Raw genomic sequence first — 16305 nt, 5'->3', positions numbered from 1 at the left:
CTCGTACGCCTGGTCCCGCCGGACCAGCGCTTCATGTACGTTGCGTCGCACCGATTGCAGGGCCAGCCTGACTTCAGGTGGCACGGGGTAGCTCTGGCCGGGATCGATGTCCAGCGCCTTGCGCAGGTCGGCGAGGTTGGTGAGGGACTTGTCGATGTCATTGATGGCGACGCGCAGCACACCGATGTTCCGGTAGAACTCGGGGTCCCTGCACTGGAGGTCGTGATAACCGGAGAGCCGCTCCTGCGCTGCCTGGACATTGCGTTCGATCAACGCGACCTGCTCGAAGGCCCCGGAGTCCCGCAGAACCTCCATCACGCGCTCTCCGCGTGGCCTGGTCAGCGCCTTCGCGAAGCAGAAGCCGGCCAGTGAGAAGAGCGTGCCGACGACGAAGTCCTTCTCCTGGTGGAAGATGTTCTGAAAGTTCTGGAACGCGACCACGGAGATCAAGATCAGGGTGCAGAGACCGCCAAGTCCCCATCCGTACTGGCTTGTTGAAACGTTCCCCCTACCGTTCGGCCGGTACCTCATCGCCTGTCCCCCTCGGCGCAGTCGTGAGTGGAAGGTCAAGGGTCTTGAGGTCGGTCTGTGGTGTCAAGGTCGAATCAACGGCGCATGGGGGCATCAACATGCGGTGCACCAGGACCGCCGCCGCCGTCATCACGATCGCCACCAGCGTCAGGGCGAACTGCCAGGCGTAAGTGAACTGTCCGGCCAGTTCGGCGTGGTGGGGGCCCGCCAGCTTGCCCGCCGCCACGTCGGCCGCCAGGGTGGCGTCGCCCACGCGTGACTGGACCAGGGTGATCAGAGCGGCGCCGAAGACGGCGAGCATGAGGGAGTTGGAGCCCGCCCGGATCGTATTGAGCAGACCCGATGCCATGCCCACGTGCTCCTGTTCGACCATGCTCATGGCCTGCGCGTCGACCAGGCCCATCGACAGGCCGTTGGCCACGCCGATCAGGATGAGCGGGGCGGCGAGGGTGGCGGCTCCGGCGCCCGGGTGGAGGAGGAGGACCAGCAGGGCGTTGCCGACGGCGGACAGCATCAGCGCCGTACCGACCAGGTGGCGGGCGGGGACACCACGGTTGACCAGGCGGGCCCCGATCTGCGGGACGACGAAGACGGGGGCGGTCATCATCAGCATGATCAGGCCCGCGTCGCCGGCGGAGAGGCTGTTGGCGCCCTTGAGGTAGGTGGGGAAGAAGATCATCACCCCGGAGGAACCGATGGCCACGGAGGTCGCGCCGACGATCCAGCCCATGAAGCGGCGGTTGCGCAGCAGCGCCAGGTCCAGCATGGGGTGGGCAGCGCGGCGTTCGATCGCCACGAAGAACACGAGGAGGCTGAGGCCGCCCAGCAGGGGAAACAGCACGAGCGGGCTGGTCCAGCCCGCCTGACCGCCCTGCGTGATGGCGAACATGACCAGTCCGAGCGCCGCGATGAAGGTGACCGCGCCGCGCTTGTCCACGCGGGGGCGGGCGGCGGCGCGGGCGCCATCTACTGGCTAAAAGTCAATTGCGCTTCAGCGTGTCGGGGCATGACAGCGCTGAAGAAACTCGCAGCGGAACTGGGCGGGGCTCAGCCGCCTACGAGTGTCGCCGGGCTGCATGACGGCCAACTTGGGTTCCTGGCCGATGTGTTGCGCCGTGAACGTAAGACCCGTGCCTCCGGTCTCGGCGACGCGGCGGAGGAAGCACTCAAGCTCGTCCCCGCTCTGGCCCGTGGCCCCGTCAGGCCCCGACCGCCGTCAGTGCCGACGTCTTCATCAGCACGAGCGCGACCAGCAGCACCAGCACCCCGGCGCCCGACGCCACCTGGATCGCGGTGCGGCTCTTGCGCGGTGCGTACGCCAGGGCCAGGCTGACCAGGGCGCCGGTGAGCAGGCCGCCCAAGTGGGCCTGCCAGGAGGCAAACAGGGCGGAGACCACCATCCAGATCATGAGGCCCGCCATGAAGCGGTTGACGGCCTGCATGTCGCGCCCCAGGCGGCGGCAGAGCACGTAGTACGAGGCCGAGACGCCGAAGACCGCGCCCGAGGCGCCCACGACGAGGGTGTGCGGAGCGATCAGGTAGACGAGTACCGAACCGCCGAGCGCGGACAGCAGATAGAGACCGGCGTAGCGCGCCCGGCCGAGCTGGTCCTCGACCGTCCTTCCCACGTTCCACAGGCAGAACATGTTCATGATGATGTGCATGATGCCGAAACCGCCCCCGGTCGGGAGAAGGTGGAGAAAGGCGCCCGTGAAGAGCCGGTACCACTCGCCCTCGGCCACGCCGACGAGGGTCTGCTCGGGATAGCCCCGGTCGGGATCGCCCCCGTTCTCCGGGCCCATCACCGCCCAGCCGATCATGCCGAAACGGTCGACGAGGTCGGGGCGCGCCAGTTCGGCGAGGTAGGCGAGGACGTTCAGCGCGATCAGCGCGTAGGTCACCACCGGCGCCGCCGCCCCGGCTACCGTGCCGCCGAAGACGGTGCGTGCCTGGCGGACCGACTTGTGGCCCTCCTTCACGCACTCGGGGCACTGGTGACCCACGGCCGCCTCACGCATGCAGTCGGGACAGATGAAACGCTCGCAGCGCGTGCAGCTCACGTACGTCTCGTACTTGGGGTGGCGGTAACACGTCGTGACAGCGGCTTCCACGGCCGGCTCCTTGGACTTCTGGGCAAACGGGGGAGAGCCGGTGGGGGTCGGCGCCGATCAAGATAACGTACGGACCCGTACCGGCCAGTCGGCGGCGGAGTCGCACTTCAAACTGCACCCCGCCGCGGCCGGCGCCGGCGGGAGGCCGGTGAGGGCGGGGGCGAGTCCGAGGGAAGCGTGCGGATCGGACGGGTCGCCGTCCGGGCGCAGGTGCTGCTCGCAGTGCCGGCGCATATGGGCGGTGGTGGTGTGGGAGCAGCCCGCGGCGTACGCCGCTGCCGAACCACCTTCGAGACGGTGGTCCAGAGCCGGGTGGAAGAGGAGCTGGGTCGCGATCGCTTCCGGGGCGCCCGCGCGCCGTAACCGCCGTCAGGTCGCTGCCGCTGGAGTCGCCCGCGACGACGATCGGCCGGGCCGGCGCGCGGACGCCTGCTGGACGACGGTGTACGCGTTGTCGGCCGCTGCCGCGGCGGGGGAGTGGGGAGCGGTGCTCCGGGGGCCGGCGGCGGTAGCCGGCCGAGACGCAGGGCGCGCGGCGTGTCCCGGGCGGTCGTCGGTTATCCGGTCGTCGACCCGCCGTCCACTGTGAGTTCTGTGCCGGTGATGTACGAGGACGCGTCCGAGACGAGGAAACGTACGAGCTCTCCGACCTCCTCGGGCCGGCCCATCCGGCCGAGCGGCAGATGTGACCAGTCCCGGCCCGCGACCGACGACACCATCGGGGTGTCGATGGCGCCGGGGTGGATCGAGTTGACGCGGATTTTGTACGGCGCGAGATCCAGCGCGGACGAGCGGGTCAGGCCGCGCAGGCCGAACTTCGTGGACCCGTACGCCGCATGGCCGGGGATGCCGACCAGGCCGGCCGTCGACGAGACGTTCACGATCGAGCCGCCGCCTGCCTCCTTCATCGCGGGTACGACGGCCTGGATCCCGAGGAAGGGGCCGAGGAGGTTGACCCGTAACAGCGTCTCGAAGTTGGTGAGGGTCTCGTGCTCGACGGACGCGGTGCGCCACAGGGCGGCGTTGTTCACGAGGGCGTCGATCCGGCCGTACGCGAAGAGCGCGGCCGCGACCGTCTCGGCCCAGCTCTCCTGCGACGACACGTCATGGCGTACGAACAGACCGTGTCTGCCCAGGGGCTTCGCCACCTCCCGGCCTTCGTCCTCTCGTACGTCCGTGATGACCACGCGCGCGCCGGCCTCGGCGAAGAGCCGGGCCTCGGCCGCCCCCTGGCCGCGGCCGGCGCCCGTGATGACGACGACTTTGCCGTCGAGCGAGATGATGCCGCTGCTCACTTGCCCTCCAGTGCTGTGACGTGGGGTATGGCTGTCTCGCCCTACTGGCGGAGGGTCTCCATGCACGCCTCCTGCGGGTCCGTGCCCATCTGGATGAGGCACATCACCTCGTCGACACCGAACGCTCGGGTGTCTCTCGTTCTCGGCATTTCCTGAGCTATGCCTAACAGGAATACTTCTACCAGGCATGCGGCTGTCGGTGGAAGGGTGTCTGTCATGTCCGCCCGTAGACTGCGGTCCGTGACGGAGAAGAAGCAGGGGGGCGAAGGCGAGCGGCCCGCGCTGCCGGCGACGAGCTGGGCCGTACTCGGACTGCTGTCCTTCGGGGAGGAACTGTCCGGCTACGACCTCAAGAAGTGGTCGGACCGGTCGCTGCGCTTCTTCTACTGGAGTCCGTCGTTCAGTCAGATCTACAGCGAGCTGAAGCGGCTGGAGAAGGCCGGCTTCGCGACCTCGCGCATGGTCACGCAGGACACCGGCACCCGCGACAAGCGCGTGTACAGGATCACCGACGCGGGCATGGACGCCGTCCGTACCTGGGCGCGCGAGGCCCCCGTCGACCCGCCGGTGCTGAAGCACGGGCCGATGCTGCGGCTCTGGCTCGGGCACCTCCTCGAACCCGAGCAGATGCGTGAAGTGCTCGCCCAGCACCGGGAGTTCGCGGAGAAGATGCGCCAACGTGCGCTCGCGGACGTCGAGGACGCGAAGGGGGAGCCGGCGTGGGCGTATCCCACGCTCACCCTCAAGTGGGCGGAGCGGTACTACGCCTCCGAACGCGACTTGGCCGACGCCATGCTGTCGGACATCGAGGAGCTGGAAGCCTCGGAGCGTCGCGGGCGCGGTACGCGGCCGTAGGTGCGGCGGAGGCAGAGCAGCGGGTCACACTCGCGCAGCGCTGTCAGGGCAGTGAGCGGAACAAGTGGGCGCGGCTGGACCGGCGCTGGAGATCACCGTCCAGTACGCCAAGGACCGCGTCCAGTTGGGCCGCCCCATCGGGGTCGGCACCTTCAGGCCCGTCAAGCACCGGCTCGCCGACCCATACGTGCCGGTCGAGTCGGCCAGTTCCATCGCCTGGCCGCGGCTCACTCCGACGCGGAACCTGCTCTCGCGGCCGCCGAAGTCCCCCTGCTCCAAGCGCACTCCGCAGCCGCAGTCGAGATGATCGAGCTGCACGGCGGCATCGGCATCACGTGACCTCGGTGACGTAACCTCGGCATTCCGCCAGTCCCACCAGCCCCGTAACCGAACCGAACCGAATCGCGTACGAAACGGAGACCCGACGTGGCGATAAGCCTCCACAAGGTCGAGGAGACCGCGCCCGCGCTCGTCAGCTTCTACAAGAGCGCCGGCGTCTCGCTGCAAAAGTACGGGTTGAGCGGGCAACGCGCCGCCGTCTATCTGGTGCTCGACTACTCGGGTTCCATGAAGCCGTATTACCGGGACGGCAGCGTGCAGGCGCTCGCCGACCGGGTGCTCGGGCTCTCGGCCAATCTCGACGACGACGGCAGCGTGCCGATCGTCTTCTTCTCGACGGACGTCGACGCGATCACGGACATCGCCCTCGACAACCACCAGGGCCGCATCGACAAGATCGTCGCGGGGCTCGGGCACATGGGCAAGACCAGCTATCACCTGGCCATGGACGCGGTAATCGACCACTACCTCGACAGCGGATCGACGGCGCCCGCACTGGTCGTCTTCCAGACCGACGGCGGTCCAATCAACAAGCTCGCGGCGGAGCGGTACGTCTGCAAGGCCGCGAAGCTGCCGCTGTTCTGGCAGTTCGTGGGCTTCGGTAATACGCGAAGCACGCAGTTCGACTTCCTGCGCAAGCTGGACGAGCTGGCCGTACCGGCGAAGCGGCCGGTAGACAACGCGGGCTACTTCCACGCCGGGCTGGATCCGCGCCAGGTCTCCGACAGCGAGCTGTACGACCAGTTGGTGCGCGAGTTCCCGGCCTGGCTGGCCGCGGCGCGGGCGCAGGGCATCGTGCGATGACCGTCCAGGTGCTGAGGTCGGCCGACCGTGAGGCTGTGGCGTGGAAGAACGGCGGCGGGGTCACCCGCGAGATCGCGGCATACCCGCCGAACGCCGGGATGGCCGACTTCGACTGGCGGATCAGCCTCGCGGAGGTCGAAAGGGACGGCCCGTTCTCGGCATTCCCCGGGGTGGACCGGATCCTCACGATGGCTGAGGGTGCGGGGATGGAGCTCACGGTGGGCGGTGAGCGGCGGCTCGTCGACCAGCGTTACGTCCCGTACGACTTTCCCGGGGACATCGCCACCGACTGCCGACTGCTCGACGGCCGGGTCGTGAACTTCAACGTCATGTACCGCAGGGGCCGGACGGCCGCGCGGGTCGCGGTGCTGCGCGGGAACCTCAACGTCGCAGTCCCGCCGGGAGGGACGGTGGTGATCGTCGCGCTGGACGGGACCGCGTCGTTCGAGGGCGTCACCCTTGGCCGGTACGACGCCGTGGTGACCGCATCGCCGGGCGCCCTGTTGGCCGGAGGGCACACGGCGGTCGTCACCCTCACGGTCGGCTGAGCCCGATCTCCATGACACCACCCCTGGGGTTCGCGTCGTGCGTGAGCGGCCATCTGCGCGGTCAGTTGCGCGGTATCGACGCACGCATCGCGGACCTCCAGGAGACCCGCATCTCGCTGGTGGCGATCCTCGCGGCGACGGACTCGGGGGCGGCGGTCTCCGAGGCCCAGGCCGCGTAGCCGTCGGGGCGGACGAGCAGAGTCGTACGGCGGTCACTCGCCCAGTGCGTCACCGTGAGCCGATCGTCGTGGTCGACCTCCGTGCCCCGTGGCGTGATCAGTACGAACTGCCCCGCGCGAAGCGCCTCGTACAGCCGTCCCTCCTGGAGCTCGACGTCCGGCACGCGCCTGCCCGTGAGCGGGTGGGCGCCGCGCGGAGCGCCGTATGAGTAACCGATGCCGGTGATCTGCCCAATCGCCGTGCGGGCGACCGGGCGTACGTTGCCGGCGATCAGGGTCAGTAGGGAGCGGAGTCCGCGCTGCAGTGGATTGTGGGCCATGGCGAGGCGGATGAGTGCGCCACTGCTGCGCAGCACGGCCCTGCCGACCGGGTGCCGTTCGTCGTGATACGAGTCCAACAGGCCGTCCGGCGCCTGGCCGTTCACCACGGAAGCCAGCTTCCAGCCGAGGTTGGCCGCGTCCTGGAGGCCGGTGTTCATGCCCTGGCCGCCGGCCGGGGAGTGCGTGTGCGCCGCGTCGCCCGCGAGGAGGACCCTGCCCACCCGGTACTGCGGGACCTGGCGTTCGTCGCTGTGGAAGCGGGACATCCAGCGGGCGTCGTGCATACCGAAGTCGCTGCCGAAGGCGCGCCGGGCGATCTCGCGCAGCTCATCGAGCTCAACGGGCGCGGTGTCGGGGATCTCGCCGCGCGTACGGTCCCAGCCGCCCACGCGCCAGTACCCGTCCCCGAAGGGGATGAGGAACCCGAAGGCCGTGCCCATGCCGTTCACCGCGGCCGTACGGTCGGGTTCCTGGGCGAGCAGCACGTCGGCCAGGACGATCGACTTGATGACCGAGTGGCCGGGGAAGGGCAGGTCCAGCGCTTTGCGCACGGCACTGCGCACCCCGTCGGCGCCCACCGCGTAGGCCGCTCGCAGTGTCTCGGCCGTACCGTCCTCGCGTCGCACGCCGAGCGTCACGCCCGCGTCGTCCTGTGCGAGCCCGGTGACCTCCGCTCCGTACACGAACGTCGCGCCGTTCTCCTCGGCCCGGCGCAGCAGCAGCTTCTCCACTTCGAACTGCGGAGTCACCAGCAAGTACGGGAAACGCGAGGGGAGATCGGAGATGTCGAGGGCGAGCGAGCCGAAGAGCTCCAGGCGGGTGACGATCTGACCCGTGGTGACGAGCTCGTCGGCGAGGCCGCGGGCGTCGAGCTGCTCCAGGGTGCGGGCGTGCACACCGAAGGCCCGGGTCAGGTTGCTGATGCCCCGGGGGCGCCGCTCCACCACCGTGACGGGGACACCTTCGGCGGCCAGATCGCCCGCGAGCAGCAGCCCGGTGGGGCCCGCGCCGACGACGATGACGTTGCTGCGCTGAGAAGTGGTACCGGTCGTGCCGTGCATGGCGACCTCCTGATGCCAACGCTTGTTGGTCAACGCTTGTTGGCCAATGTAGGGCACGGAGCGAGTTGATGTCAACGGTTGTTGGCCTACGTGTGTTGTCAGTGACGTACGAGGCAGAAGGGGTGACCGGCGGGATCCGCGTAGATCCGCCAACTGCGGGCGCCCGCCCCGTCGTCGAGCAGCAGGGAGGCGCCCAGCTCCAACATCTGGGCATGGGCGTGGAGGAGATCCGGAACGCTGAAGTCCATATGGAACTGCTGTGGGTGGGCCGGGTCGGGCCACCGCGGCGGGCGGTGGTCGGGTACGCGCTGGAAGGCGAGGACGAGGCCGTTGGGGGTGTGCAGCGTGGCCCAGTCGTCGTCGACGCCCCATCGGCGGTCCGGCCGATTCACTTCGCCGCCGGCCAGCGAAGCGTAGAAGTGGGCGAGGGTGAGGGGGTCGGCGCAGTCGAGCACCACGCACTGCAGTTCGGCGATCACGTGCGGGACCCTATCGCCGAAGGAAAGCCGATACCCGACAGAAGATGTCGGGTATCCAGGGTTCGATGACGTCATGGTGAACGGTTGGGAAGACTTCCAGGTGGCGGAACCGCAGTTCGCGGAGGCCGTGCAGCAACGATTCCAGCAGTACAAGCACCATGTTCTCGCGACGGTCCGAAAGGACGGGTCGCCGCGTGTGACCGGGCTCGAAGTGACGTTTCTCCACGGAGAGTTGTGGCTCGGCATGATGCCGTACTCACGCAAGGCGCAGGACCTTCAGCGCGATCCGCGCTTCGCCATCCAGGCGAACCCGGGCGCGGATGAGCAGATGCGGGACGGGGACGCGCGGATCAGCGGCCGGGCGGTGGAGGTCACCGATCCGGATGTCATCGCCCGGTTCGTCGGGGAGATCAAGCCGCCGGAGCCGTTCCATCTTTTCCGCGTTGAGCCGACGGAGGTGGTCCGGACCTCCATTGAGGGCGACGCGCTCGTGGTGCGAGCGTGGCGGCCGGGTCAGCCAGTACGCACGATTCGCCGGGGCAACGGCGACGAAGGGGCTCGGGAGGACTGAGGCCCCTTGGGTGGGCGGGCATGGTTTGGCGGTCGGCTCCGTCCGCCCGCCCCGTTGAAGCCGGCACGATTGGTTGCCGTCTCCGTCGGGGGGCTCGCCGCCGCCGTCGGCGGTTGCGGCCCGTTAGTTGCGCCGCCTGCGGCGGCCACCTCTCCCGCCCTGCCCGCCCGTTGAAGCCGACACGATTGCTCCTGTGGCGTCACCTATGCCGCCCCCCTCGCCCGCCCGTTGGAGCCGACGAGATCGGTGAGCGTCTTCGTCGGCCTCTCCTTGAAGGTGGGCGGCGGCGTGCTGACCGAGCGTCATGGGGTAGGTGCCGCCAGTACCTTTGACCGGCATTCGGACGGGGTGCCCCACGCGTCTCGCAGTGGGCGGGCCTTGCGGAGCCATAGGGAGAGGTCCAGTTCGTCCGTGTAGCCGACCGCCCCGTGCAGCTGGAGCGCTGTCCGGGCGGCGGCGTAGGCCGCCTCGCCCGCTGTGACCTTCGCGGCGGCGATATCGGCCGAGGTCATGGACAGGGCGGCGCCGAAGAGCAGTGGCCGGGCGAACTCCAGACCGATCAGAGTGTCGGCCAGCCGGTGCTTGACCGCCTGGAAGCCGCCGATGGCCGTCCCGAACTGCGTGCGTTGCTTGACGTACGCCACTGTCCGGTCCAGCAGCGCGACGCCGGTGCCCAGCGCCTGTGCGGCGGTGGCGAATGACGCCCGGCCGGCGGCGTACTCGGCGGCTGCCGTCACGGCCGGCCCCGAGGCGAGCAGTTCGCCGCCCGGCTCCGTCCGGTACAAGCGGCGCGCCGGATCCGCGGACGCGTGGAGCGCGCCGTACCCGTGAGCGAGTCGCAGCTCGTCGCCGTGCACGGTGAGGAGGTACGTCGCCGAATCCGCGTCCAGCGCGTACGGGCCGCCGCCGGGAAGCGTGAGCGTCGCACTCGTCCCGCCCGAGGCCAGCGTCGGCAGCAGCCGCTTTGCCGGGCCCTCCTCGCCGTGCCCGGCCAGGTGAGCCAGCAGGGCGGCGGTCGCGACCGTCTCCACCACCGGACCGGGCACCGCATGCCGCCCCAGCTCCACAAAAGCCACCGCCAGTTCGACCGGCAGCGGCCCCACACCCTCATACGCCTCGGGAACGGCCAGCGAGAACACGCCCGCCTCACCCATACGCGCCCACAGTGCGTTCCCGGGAACGGCGTTTCCGGCTGCCCAGGAACGTACAACCGACGGCGTGTCCGCGGCTCTCAGCATCGCTTCCAGGGAACGCCCGAAAGCGGCCTGCTCCTCGGTCAACAGGAACCTCATCAGCGGCGGCCCTTCGGGAGACCGAGCAGGCGCTCGGCGATGATGTCGCGCTGGATTTCGTTGGTGCCGGCGTAGATCGGGCCGGCGAGCGAGAACACATAGCCCTCCGCCCACTCGCCCCGCGCCAGTTCGCCGTCTGTGCCCAGCAGATCGAGCGCCGTCTCGTGCAGAGCGATGTCGTAGTCGGACCAGAAGACCTTGTTGAGGCTGGACTCCGCTCCGATGACCGCGCCCGCGGCGAAGCGCGAAGCGTTGGCGTACGTGAACAGCTGATAGGCGCGCGCCCCGACGACCGCGTCCGCCACCCGGTCACGCAGCGCCGTGTCCGAAGGATCGGCCGACGTACGCCACTGCTGTACGAGCCGGCCGGCGGCGGCGACGAAACGGCCGGGGGAGCGCAGGGTCAGCCCGCGTTCGTTCCCGGTCGTCGACATGGCGATCCGCCAGCCCTGCCCCGGCTCCCCGATGACGTCATCGTCCGGTACGAACACGTCGTCCAGGAAGAGCTCCGCGAAGGCGGGCTTGCCGTCGAGCCGGCCAATGGGGCGGACCGTGACCCCGTCGGCCCTCAGGTCGAACATCAGGTAGGTCAGGCCGTGGTGGGGCTTCGCCGCCTCCGCGTCCGTACGGAAGATCCCGAAGGCCCGGTCCGCGAAGGCGGCCCGCGACGACCAGGTCTTCTGCCCCGACAGCAGCCACCCGCCGTCGGTCCGTACGGCCCGGGACTTGAGGGAGGCGAGATCCGATCCCGACTCGGGCTCGGACCAGGCCTGCGCCCAGATCACCTCACCGCTCGCCATGGACGGCAGAACCCGGGCACGCTGATCGGTGGTGCCATGGTCGAAGAGCGTTGGCGCGAGGAGGTTGATGCCGTTCTGCGAGACCCGCCCCGGCGCGCCCGCCGCGAAGTACTCCTCCTCGAAGAGAAGCCACTTGAAGATGTCGACGCCCCGGCCGCCGTACTCCTGCGGCCACGACACGACCGACCACCGGTCCGCGTGCAACCGTGCCTCCCACGCGCGATGATCCGCGAAACCCGCCTCCGTCTCCAGGGAAGGGAGCGGCACGGCGGGGACATGCGCCTCCAGCCACGCCCGCGCCTCGGCGCGGAAGGATGCCTCCTCCGGGGTGTGCCGCAAGTCCATCAGCTGCTCGCCTTCTTCATCGCGGAGACGTCCATTCCGCCGAGCGAATCGGCGGCGGTCTCGGCGTTGTGGGCGTGGGCGAGGTGGTGCAGTCCGAAGACCGAGTCCATGCCGGTGTGCAGGCCCTGTAGGTCCTCCGCCTGGTTCACCGCCCGCTTGGTGAGGGCCAGTCCCAGGCGGGGCATTTCGGCGATCCGAAGGGCCAGTTCCTCGGTACGTTCCGCCAGCTCGGCCCGTTCCACGACGCGGTTGACCATCCCGACCTCGTACGCCCTGCGCGCGGGCATCCGGTCGCCCGTGTAGAGGAACTCTTTGGCGATCCGTGGGGGCATCACCCACGGGTGTGCGAAATACTCGACCCCGGGAATGCCCATCCGCACCACCGGATCAGCGAAGAACGCGTCCTCGGAAGCGACGATCAGGTCGCAGATCCAGGCGAGCATCAGCCCGCCCGCGACGCACGCCCCCTGGACGGACGCGACGACCGGCTTCGGCAGTTCGCGCCAGCGCCGGCACATCCCCAGATAGACCTCCGACTCACGCGCGAAGCGCGACTCGGCGCCGTGCTTGTCGGAGTGGTCCCACCAGAGGCCCGCCTTGCGCTCGAACGGGAGGTGAGCGTCGCGCTCCGGCGTGCCGATGTCGTGACCGGCGGAGAAGTGCTCACCGGCTCCGGCGAGCACGACGACCTTGACCTCGGAATCCTCCGCCGCCCGGTAGAAGGCGGCGTCCAGGGCGTACGTCATCGCGGAGTTCTGGGCGTTGCGGTAGCGCGGGCGGTTGAGGGTGACGTACGCGACCGGGCCGCGTCGTTCGTACAGAACAGGCTCTTGGTGATCGGGCGGAGTGGGCGTCGGAGTGGGCATCGGCTCGTCCTTCCCTAACAAGTGTTTGGTAGGTTAACGTACGGCCATGAGCAGCGTCGAGCGCACGAGTCGCGCGGCTGTTCCTGTTCTCCCGCGCCGTCACCGTCTACGCCGGATCGGACGAGACCCAGCGCAACACCATCGCCGAGCGTGTGCTCGGTCTGCCGAGGGAGGTACGGGCGATGAGGGCACCCGGGAACGTTCCCGAGTACGTTCCGGGGCACGGTCTGCTCAAGGGGCGTACCGCCGTCATCACCGCCGCGGCCGGCGCCGGTATTGGCGGCGCCACAGCGCGCAAATTCCTGGAGGAGGGCGCGCGCATTCTCATCGGTGACGCCCACGCCCGCCGCCTCAAGGAGACCGAGCAGGCGCTCGCCCGCGAGTTCGGCGCCGACAACGTCGCCTCCCTGCCGTGCGACGTCACCGAGGAGGCCCAGGTACGGGCGCTCTTCGACCTCGCCGCACGCGAACACGGCGGCCTGGACATCGTCGTCAACAACGCCGGCCTCGGCGGCACGGCGGAGCTCGTCGAGATGACCGACGAGCAGTGGTCCAAAGTCCTCGACGTGACGCTGAACGGCACCTTCCGTTGCACCCGGGCGGCGCTGCGCGCCCTCAAGGCGGCCGGCCGGGGCGGCATCGTCGTCAACAACGCCTCCGTCGTCGGCTGGCGAGCCCAGGCGGGCCAGGCACACTACGCCGCCGCCAAGGCCGGCGTCATGGCGCTCACCCGATGCGCGGCCGTCGAGGCGGCGGCGTACGGCGTACGCGTCAATGCCGTCGCCCCCAGCCTCGCCATGCACCCGCACCTGGTGAAGGTGACCTCCGTCGAGCTGCTCGCCGAACTCACCGAGCGCGAGGCGTTCGGCCGGTACGCCGAGCCCTGGGAGGTCGCGAACGTCATCGTCTTCCTGGCCAGCGGCTACTCCTCGTACATGACCGGCGAGACGGTCTCCATCAGCAGTCAGCGTGCCTAGGCGTGCCTGGACGGACAATGGCAGCGTGCCTAACAACGTGCCCAGCAAGAAGAAGAACCAGGTGACCGCGTCGCCCGAGCGGCGCCGCGAACTCCTCGACACGGCGGCCGAGGTGTTCGCCGCCCAGGGCTACAACGCCACCACCGTCCGCAAGATCGCGGACGAGGCGGGGATGCTCGCGGGCAGCCTCTACTACCACTTCGATTCCAAGGAATCGATGCTCGACGAGATCCTCTCGGCCTTCCTGCACGAGCTGTGGGAGGGGTACGACGCCGTGCTCGCCGCCGGGCTCGGGCCGAGGGAGACCATCGAGGCGCTCGTCACCGAGTCCTTCCGGGAGATCGACCGGCACCGCGCCGCCGTCGCGATCTACCAGAAGGAGTCCAGGCACCTGTCCGCGCAGCCTCGCTTCCACTACCTCGCCGACTCGCAGCAGAAGTTCGAGAAGGCGTGGCTGGGGACGCTGGAACGCGGCGTCGCGGCGCAGGTCTTCCGCGCCGACCTCGACATCCGGCTCACCTATCGATTCGTCCGCGACACCGTCTGGGTCGCCGCGTCGTGGTACCGGCCCGGCGGCCTGCACAGCCCCGACGAGATCGCCCGCCAGTACCTGTCGATGGTCCTGGACGGCATCGCTCTGCGTACGTAAAACCGCTCGAAACCGCTCGTCAAACGCTCGTCACGTTCGTCATCCGCGAAGGAGCAGCAGTCATGGCCGAGGCTTACATAGTCGAAGCGGTACGCACCCCTGTCGGCCGGCGCAAGGGAGGCCTCGCGGCCGTCCACCCCGCCGACCTCGGGGCGCACGTCTTGAAGGCCCTCGTCTCGCGCTCCGGCATCGACCCGTCGGCGGTCGAGGACGTCGTCTTCGGCTGCCTGGACACGGTGGGACCGCAGGCGGGCGACATCGCCCGTACGGCGTGGCTGGCGGCCGGGCTCCCGGAGGAGGTGCCCGGGGTCACGATCGACCGGCAGTGCGGATCCTCGCAGCAGGCGGTGCACTTCGCGGCGCAGGGCGTGATGTCGGGGACGCAGGACCTGGTCGTCGCCGGGGGTGTCCAGAACATGACGCAGATCCCGATCGCCTTCGCTTCCCGGCAGGCGGCGGAGCCGCTGGGCCTCACGGAAGGCCCGTTCGCGGGCTCGGAGGGCTGGCGCGTCCGGTACGGCTCGCAGCCGGTGAACCAGTTCCACGGGGCGGAGCTGATCGCCGAGAAGTGGGGCATCTCGCGGCTCGACATGGAGGAGTTCGCTCTTCGGTCGCATCAGCGGGCGATCCGAGCGATCGACGAGGGCCGTTTCGAGCGCGAGACCGTGGCGTACGGGGACGTGACGGTCGACGAGGGGCCGCGCCGTGACACGACGCTGGCGAAGATGGCGGGGCTGAAGCCGGTTCTGGAGGGCGGCACGATCACTGCGGCGTGCTCGTCGCAGGTCTCGGACGGTGCGGCGGCGATGCTGATCGCCTCCGAACGGGCGGTCGCGGAGCACGGGTTGACGCCGCGTGCCCGTATCCACCACTTGTCCGTGCGGGGGGAGGACCCGATCCGGATGCTGTCCGCGCCGATCCCGGCGACGGCGTACGCGCTGAAGAAGGCCGGCATGACGATCGACGACATCGACCTGGTCGAGATCAACGAGGCCTTCGCGCCTGTTGTGCTGTCCTGGCTGAAGGAGACGGGCGCGGACCCCGCCCGGGTGAACGTCAACGGCGGCGCCATCGCGCTGGGTCACCCTTTGGGGGCAACCGGCGTCAAGCTGATGACGACGCTGCTGCACGAACTGGAGCGTACGGGGGGCCGGTTCGGCCTCCAGACGATGTGCGAGGGCGGCGGGCAGGCGAACGTCACGATCATCGAACGCGTCTGAGGGATGTGGGGCGGGAGTGGCCCCGGCGCGACCTGCCCCGAACCACCCCGCCCCCGCCCCCGCCCCCGCAGCTTCATGCGGTCGGCGCGCTGGTTACTGGGACAGCGTGAAGCCCAGGAGCACGCCTGCCGAGACTTCCACCGTTCCCGGGGCCAGGTCCCCCTCGGAGGCGCCGCCGCCGGAGCCGTGGCCGCGGTGGCCCCGCATTTCGTACGACTCGGCGTCGACGTCCTGGATGTGCACCACCGTGCCGAGTGACGCCCCGGCCGCCTCCGCGTAGACCTCCGCCTTGCGGCGGGCCGCGGCCACCGCCTTGCGCCTGGCCTCGTCGCGCATCGCGGGCTTGTCCCGTACGTCGAATTCAACGCCGTCGACCCGGTTGGCGCCGGCGGCGACCGCGTCCACGATGAGCTGCTGCAGCCCGTCGATCGCGGTCGACTCGACGACGTAGGAGGTGCGGCAGCGGTAACCGAGGGACTGGCGCTTCGAGTAGTCCTCGTACTCCGACTTGAGCGACAGCCGGGAGCCGGACACCGACGCGTCCGGTATGCCGTGCCGGCGCAGCGTCTCGCGGAGGTTCGACACCGCGGTGCCGGCCTCCTGGAAGGCCTTGTCCGGCGAGGGCTCCAGCACGTCTACGGCCAGCCGCACCCGTACGAGCTGCGGCTCCGCCCGCACGCTGCCCGCACCGAACACGCTGAGGCCCCACGGTTCACTGATCGATTGAGTCATCCGGGGATTCAAACATCAATCACTCGCTCCAGCAGCCCAATTGGGATGGGGAGGGTGGGGAGGGTTGGGGAGGGCTCGGACGGGCTCGCAGCGCGGCGTTGGCGGCGGTTGGCGGCCCGGCGGGCGAGTGCCGGCCGGGCGGGCGCCCGGGGCGCGACGCAGTCTCATGTACGACGATCTTCTTCGGGTGAAGGGGTGGTGCTCCGGCGCCATCGTGTTAGAGTGGACGAGTTGCAGTTTTGGTACCCATAAACATTATGTGCGCCTGACGGGAATGCTTCCTCAGGCGCATTTTGTTTTCCGGTTCTCCGGATGGGGCTCATTGCGGCG

19 protein-coding genes are annotated in these 16305 nt (G+C 69.5%); 9 read left to right on the top strand and 10 right to left on the bottom strand.

Going from position 1 to position 16305, the window contains the following annotated elements:
* From J7E89_RS38980 to J7E89_RS38970, 3 genes are all read right to left on the bottom strand, one after another.
* The coding region (locus tag J7E89_RS38980) for a hypothetical protein (RefSeq protein ID WP_214981051.1) at nucleotides 1-441 on the bottom strand (441 nt) is incomplete at its 3' end.
* Nucleotides 442-508: 67 nt separating this feature from the next.
* Nucleotides 509-1468, bottom strand: coding sequence for an MFS transporter (locus J7E89_RS38975; protein ID WP_214981049.1), 960 nt, complete (start codon nucleotides 1466-1468; stop codon nucleotides 509-511).
* Nucleotides 1469-1730: 262 nt separating this feature from the next.
* Nucleotides 1731-2642 carry a rhomboid family intramembrane serine protease gene (locus tag J7E89_RS38970; RefSeq protein WP_214981047.1) on the bottom strand — a complete coding sequence of 304 codons (912 nt, stop codon included), beginning with the start codon at nucleotides 2640-2642 and terminating at the stop codon, nucleotides 1731-1733.
* Between the two features lie 177 nt (nucleotides 2643-2819).
* Between J7E89_RS38970 and J7E89_RS41590 the strand changes: the two genes are divergently transcribed.
* A complete protein-coding gene (locus tag J7E89_RS41590) occupies nucleotides 2820-3005 on the top strand; it encodes a hypothetical protein (protein WP_251061686.1) in 186 nt (61 codons plus the stop codon).
* Nucleotides 3006-3199: 194 nt separating this feature from the next.
* Here the strand turns inward: J7E89_RS41590 and J7E89_RS38960 are convergent, their stop codons facing one another.
* On the bottom strand, nucleotides 3200-3937 hold the full coding sequence (locus J7E89_RS38960; protein ID WP_308315753.1) for a glucose 1-dehydrogenase: 738 nt from the start codon (nucleotides 3935-3937) through the stop codon (nucleotides 3200-3202).
* 240 nt (nucleotides 3938-4177) lie between these two features.
* On the opposite strand from J7E89_RS38960, the gene J7E89_RS38955 reads away from it, so the two are divergent.
* The 4 genes from J7E89_RS38955 (at nucleotide 4178) to J7E89_RS38940 (ending at nucleotide 6483) form a co-directional block, all read left to right on the top strand.
* The gene (locus J7E89_RS38955) at nucleotides 4178-4792 is read left to right on the top strand and encodes a helix-turn-helix transcriptional regulator (protein ID WP_308315752.1); all 615 of its coding nucleotides are present in this window, start codon (nucleotides 4178-4180) and stop codon (nucleotides 4790-4792) included.
* A gap of 64 nt (nucleotides 4793-4856) precedes the next feature.
* Complete coding sequence (locus J7E89_RS38950) at nucleotides 4857-5099, top strand: hypothetical protein (RefSeq protein WP_214981042.1); 243 nt, start codon at nucleotides 4857-4859, stop codon at nucleotides 5097-5099.
* Between the two features lie 119 nt (nucleotides 5100-5218).
* On the top strand, nucleotides 5219-5935 hold the full coding sequence (locus J7E89_RS38945) for a VWA domain-containing protein (RefSeq protein WP_214981040.1): 717 nt from the start codon (nucleotides 5219-5221) through the stop codon (nucleotides 5933-5935).
* Nucleotides 5932-6483 (top strand): HutD family protein, encoded by a 552-nt coding sequence (locus tag J7E89_RS38940; protein ID WP_214981038.1) that lies wholly within the window; start codon nucleotides 5932-5934, stop codon nucleotides 6481-6483. The genes J7E89_RS38945 and J7E89_RS38940 overlap by 4 nt, the downstream gene beginning before the upstream one ends.
* Before the next feature lie 61 nt (nucleotides 6484-6544).
* On the opposite strand, the gene J7E89_RS38935 is transcribed toward J7E89_RS38940, so the two are convergent.
* Complete coding sequence (locus J7E89_RS38935; RefSeq protein WP_214981037.1) at nucleotides 6545-8044, bottom strand: FAD-dependent oxidoreductase; 1500 nt, start codon at nucleotides 8042-8044, stop codon at nucleotides 6545-6547.
* Between the two features lie 98 nt (nucleotides 8045-8142).
* Nucleotides 8143-8523 (bottom strand): VOC family protein, encoded by a 381-nt coding sequence (locus J7E89_RS38930; RefSeq protein ID WP_214981031.1) that lies wholly within the window; start codon nucleotides 8521-8523, stop codon nucleotides 8143-8145.
* 73 nt (nucleotides 8524-8596) lie between these two features.
* Here J7E89_RS38930 and J7E89_RS38925 point away from each other — a divergent pair, with 73 nt between their 5' ends.
* Nucleotides 8597-9094 carry a pyridoxamine 5'-phosphate oxidase family protein gene (locus J7E89_RS38925; RefSeq protein ID WP_214981030.1) on the top strand — a complete coding sequence of 166 codons (498 nt, stop codon included), beginning with the start codon at nucleotides 8597-8599 and terminating at the stop codon, nucleotides 9092-9094.
* A 302-nt stretch (nucleotides 9095-9396) separates the two neighbouring features.
* Here J7E89_RS38925 and J7E89_RS38920 read toward each other — a convergent pair whose 3' ends face one another.
* The 3 genes from J7E89_RS38920 to J7E89_RS38910 are packed head-to-tail and all read right to left on the bottom strand — an operon-like array spanning nucleotide 9397 to nucleotide 12397.
* Nucleotides 9397-10386 (bottom strand): acyl-CoA dehydrogenase family protein, encoded by a 990-nt coding sequence (locus tag J7E89_RS38920; protein ID WP_214981028.1) that lies wholly within the window; start codon nucleotides 10384-10386, stop codon nucleotides 9397-9399.
* Complete coding sequence (locus tag J7E89_RS38915; protein WP_214981025.1) at nucleotides 10386-11531, bottom strand: acyl-CoA dehydrogenase family protein; 1146 nt, start codon at nucleotides 11529-11531, stop codon at nucleotides 10386-10388. The genes J7E89_RS38920 and J7E89_RS38915 overlap by 1 nt, the downstream gene beginning before the upstream one ends.
* Nucleotides 11531-12397: an enoyl-CoA hydratase gene (locus J7E89_RS38910; protein ID WP_214981023.1), complete on the bottom strand. Its 867-nt coding sequence runs from the start codon at nucleotides 12395-12397 to the stop codon at nucleotides 11531-11533. Before J7E89_RS38910 ends, J7E89_RS38915 begins: the two co-directional genes overlap by 1 nt.
* Before the next feature lie 182 nt (nucleotides 12398-12579).
* On the opposite strand from J7E89_RS38910, the gene J7E89_RS38905 reads away from it, so the two are divergent.
* The 3 genes from J7E89_RS38905 (at nucleotide 12580) to J7E89_RS38895 (ending at nucleotide 15243) form a co-directional block, all read left to right on the top strand.
* Complete coding sequence (locus J7E89_RS38905) at nucleotides 12580-13374, top strand: SDR family oxidoreductase (protein WP_214981021.1); 795 nt, start codon at nucleotides 12580-12582, stop codon at nucleotides 13372-13374.
* 37 nt (nucleotides 13375-13411) lie between these two features.
* Nucleotides 13412-14023: a TetR/AcrR family transcriptional regulator gene (locus J7E89_RS38900; protein WP_214981055.1), complete on the top strand. Its 612-nt coding sequence runs from the start codon at nucleotides 13412-13414 to the stop codon at nucleotides 14021-14023.
* A 62-nt stretch (nucleotides 14024-14085) separates the two neighbouring features.
* Nucleotides 14086-15243: an acetyl-CoA C-acetyltransferase gene (locus tag J7E89_RS38895; RefSeq protein ID WP_214981019.1), complete on the top strand. Its 1158-nt coding sequence runs from the start codon at nucleotides 14086-14088 to the stop codon at nucleotides 15241-15243.
* Nucleotides 15244-15336: 93 nt separating this feature from the next.
* Here the strand turns inward: J7E89_RS38895 and J7E89_RS38890 are convergent, their stop codons facing one another.
* Complete coding sequence (locus J7E89_RS38890) at nucleotides 15337-15975, bottom strand: SIMPL domain-containing protein (protein ID WP_214981018.1); 639 nt, start codon at nucleotides 15973-15975, stop codon at nucleotides 15337-15339.
* Nucleotides 15976-16305: the final 330 nt, after the last annotated feature.

This window comes from Streptomyces sp. ISL-100 (assembly GCF_018614615.1).
In the GTDB taxonomy this organism is placed as follows: domain Bacteria; phylum Actinomycetota; class Actinomycetes; order Streptomycetales; family Streptomycetaceae; genus Streptomyces.
Note: the sequence above shows the minus strand (reverse complement) of the source record. Positions and strands in the feature narration are given on the sequence as shown.

Excerpts from the sequence above, each read along its gene's own strand:
- J7E89_RS38895 (WP_214981019.1), top strand. The coding sequence starts at position 14,086 with ATGGCCGAGGCTTACATAGTCGAAGCGGTACGCACCCCTGTCGGCCGG.
- J7E89_RS38920 (WP_214981028.1), bottom strand. The coding sequence starts at position 10,386 with ATGAGGTTCCTGTTGACCGAGGAGCAGGCCGCTTTCGGGCGTTCCCTG.
- J7E89_RS38940 (WP_214981038.1), top strand. The coding sequence starts at position 5,932 with ATGACCGTCCAGGTGCTGAGGTCGGCCGACCGTGAGGCTGTGGCGTGG.
- J7E89_RS38935 (WP_214981037.1), bottom strand. The coding sequence starts at position 8,044 with ATGCACGGCACGACCGGTACCACTTCTCAGCGCAGCAACGTCATCGTC.
- J7E89_RS38925 (WP_214981030.1), top strand. The coding sequence starts at position 8,597 with ATGGTGAACGGTTGGGAAGACTTCCAGGTGGCGGAACCGCAGTTCGCG.
- J7E89_RS38915 (WP_214981025.1), bottom strand. The coding sequence starts at position 11,531 with ATGGACTTGCGGCACACCCCGGAGGAGGCATCCTTCCGCGCCGAGGCG.
- J7E89_RS38910 (WP_214981023.1), bottom strand. The coding sequence starts at position 12,397 with ATGCCCACTCCGACGCCCACTCCGCCCGATCACCAAGAGCCTGTTCTG.
- J7E89_RS38890 (WP_214981018.1), bottom strand. The coding sequence starts at position 15,975 with ATGACTCAATCGATCAGTGAACCGTGGGGCCTCAGCGTGTTCGGTGCG.
- J7E89_RS38905 (WP_214981021.1), top strand. The coding sequence starts at position 12,580 with ATGAGGGCACCCGGGAACGTTCCCGAGTACGTTCCGGGGCACGGTCTG.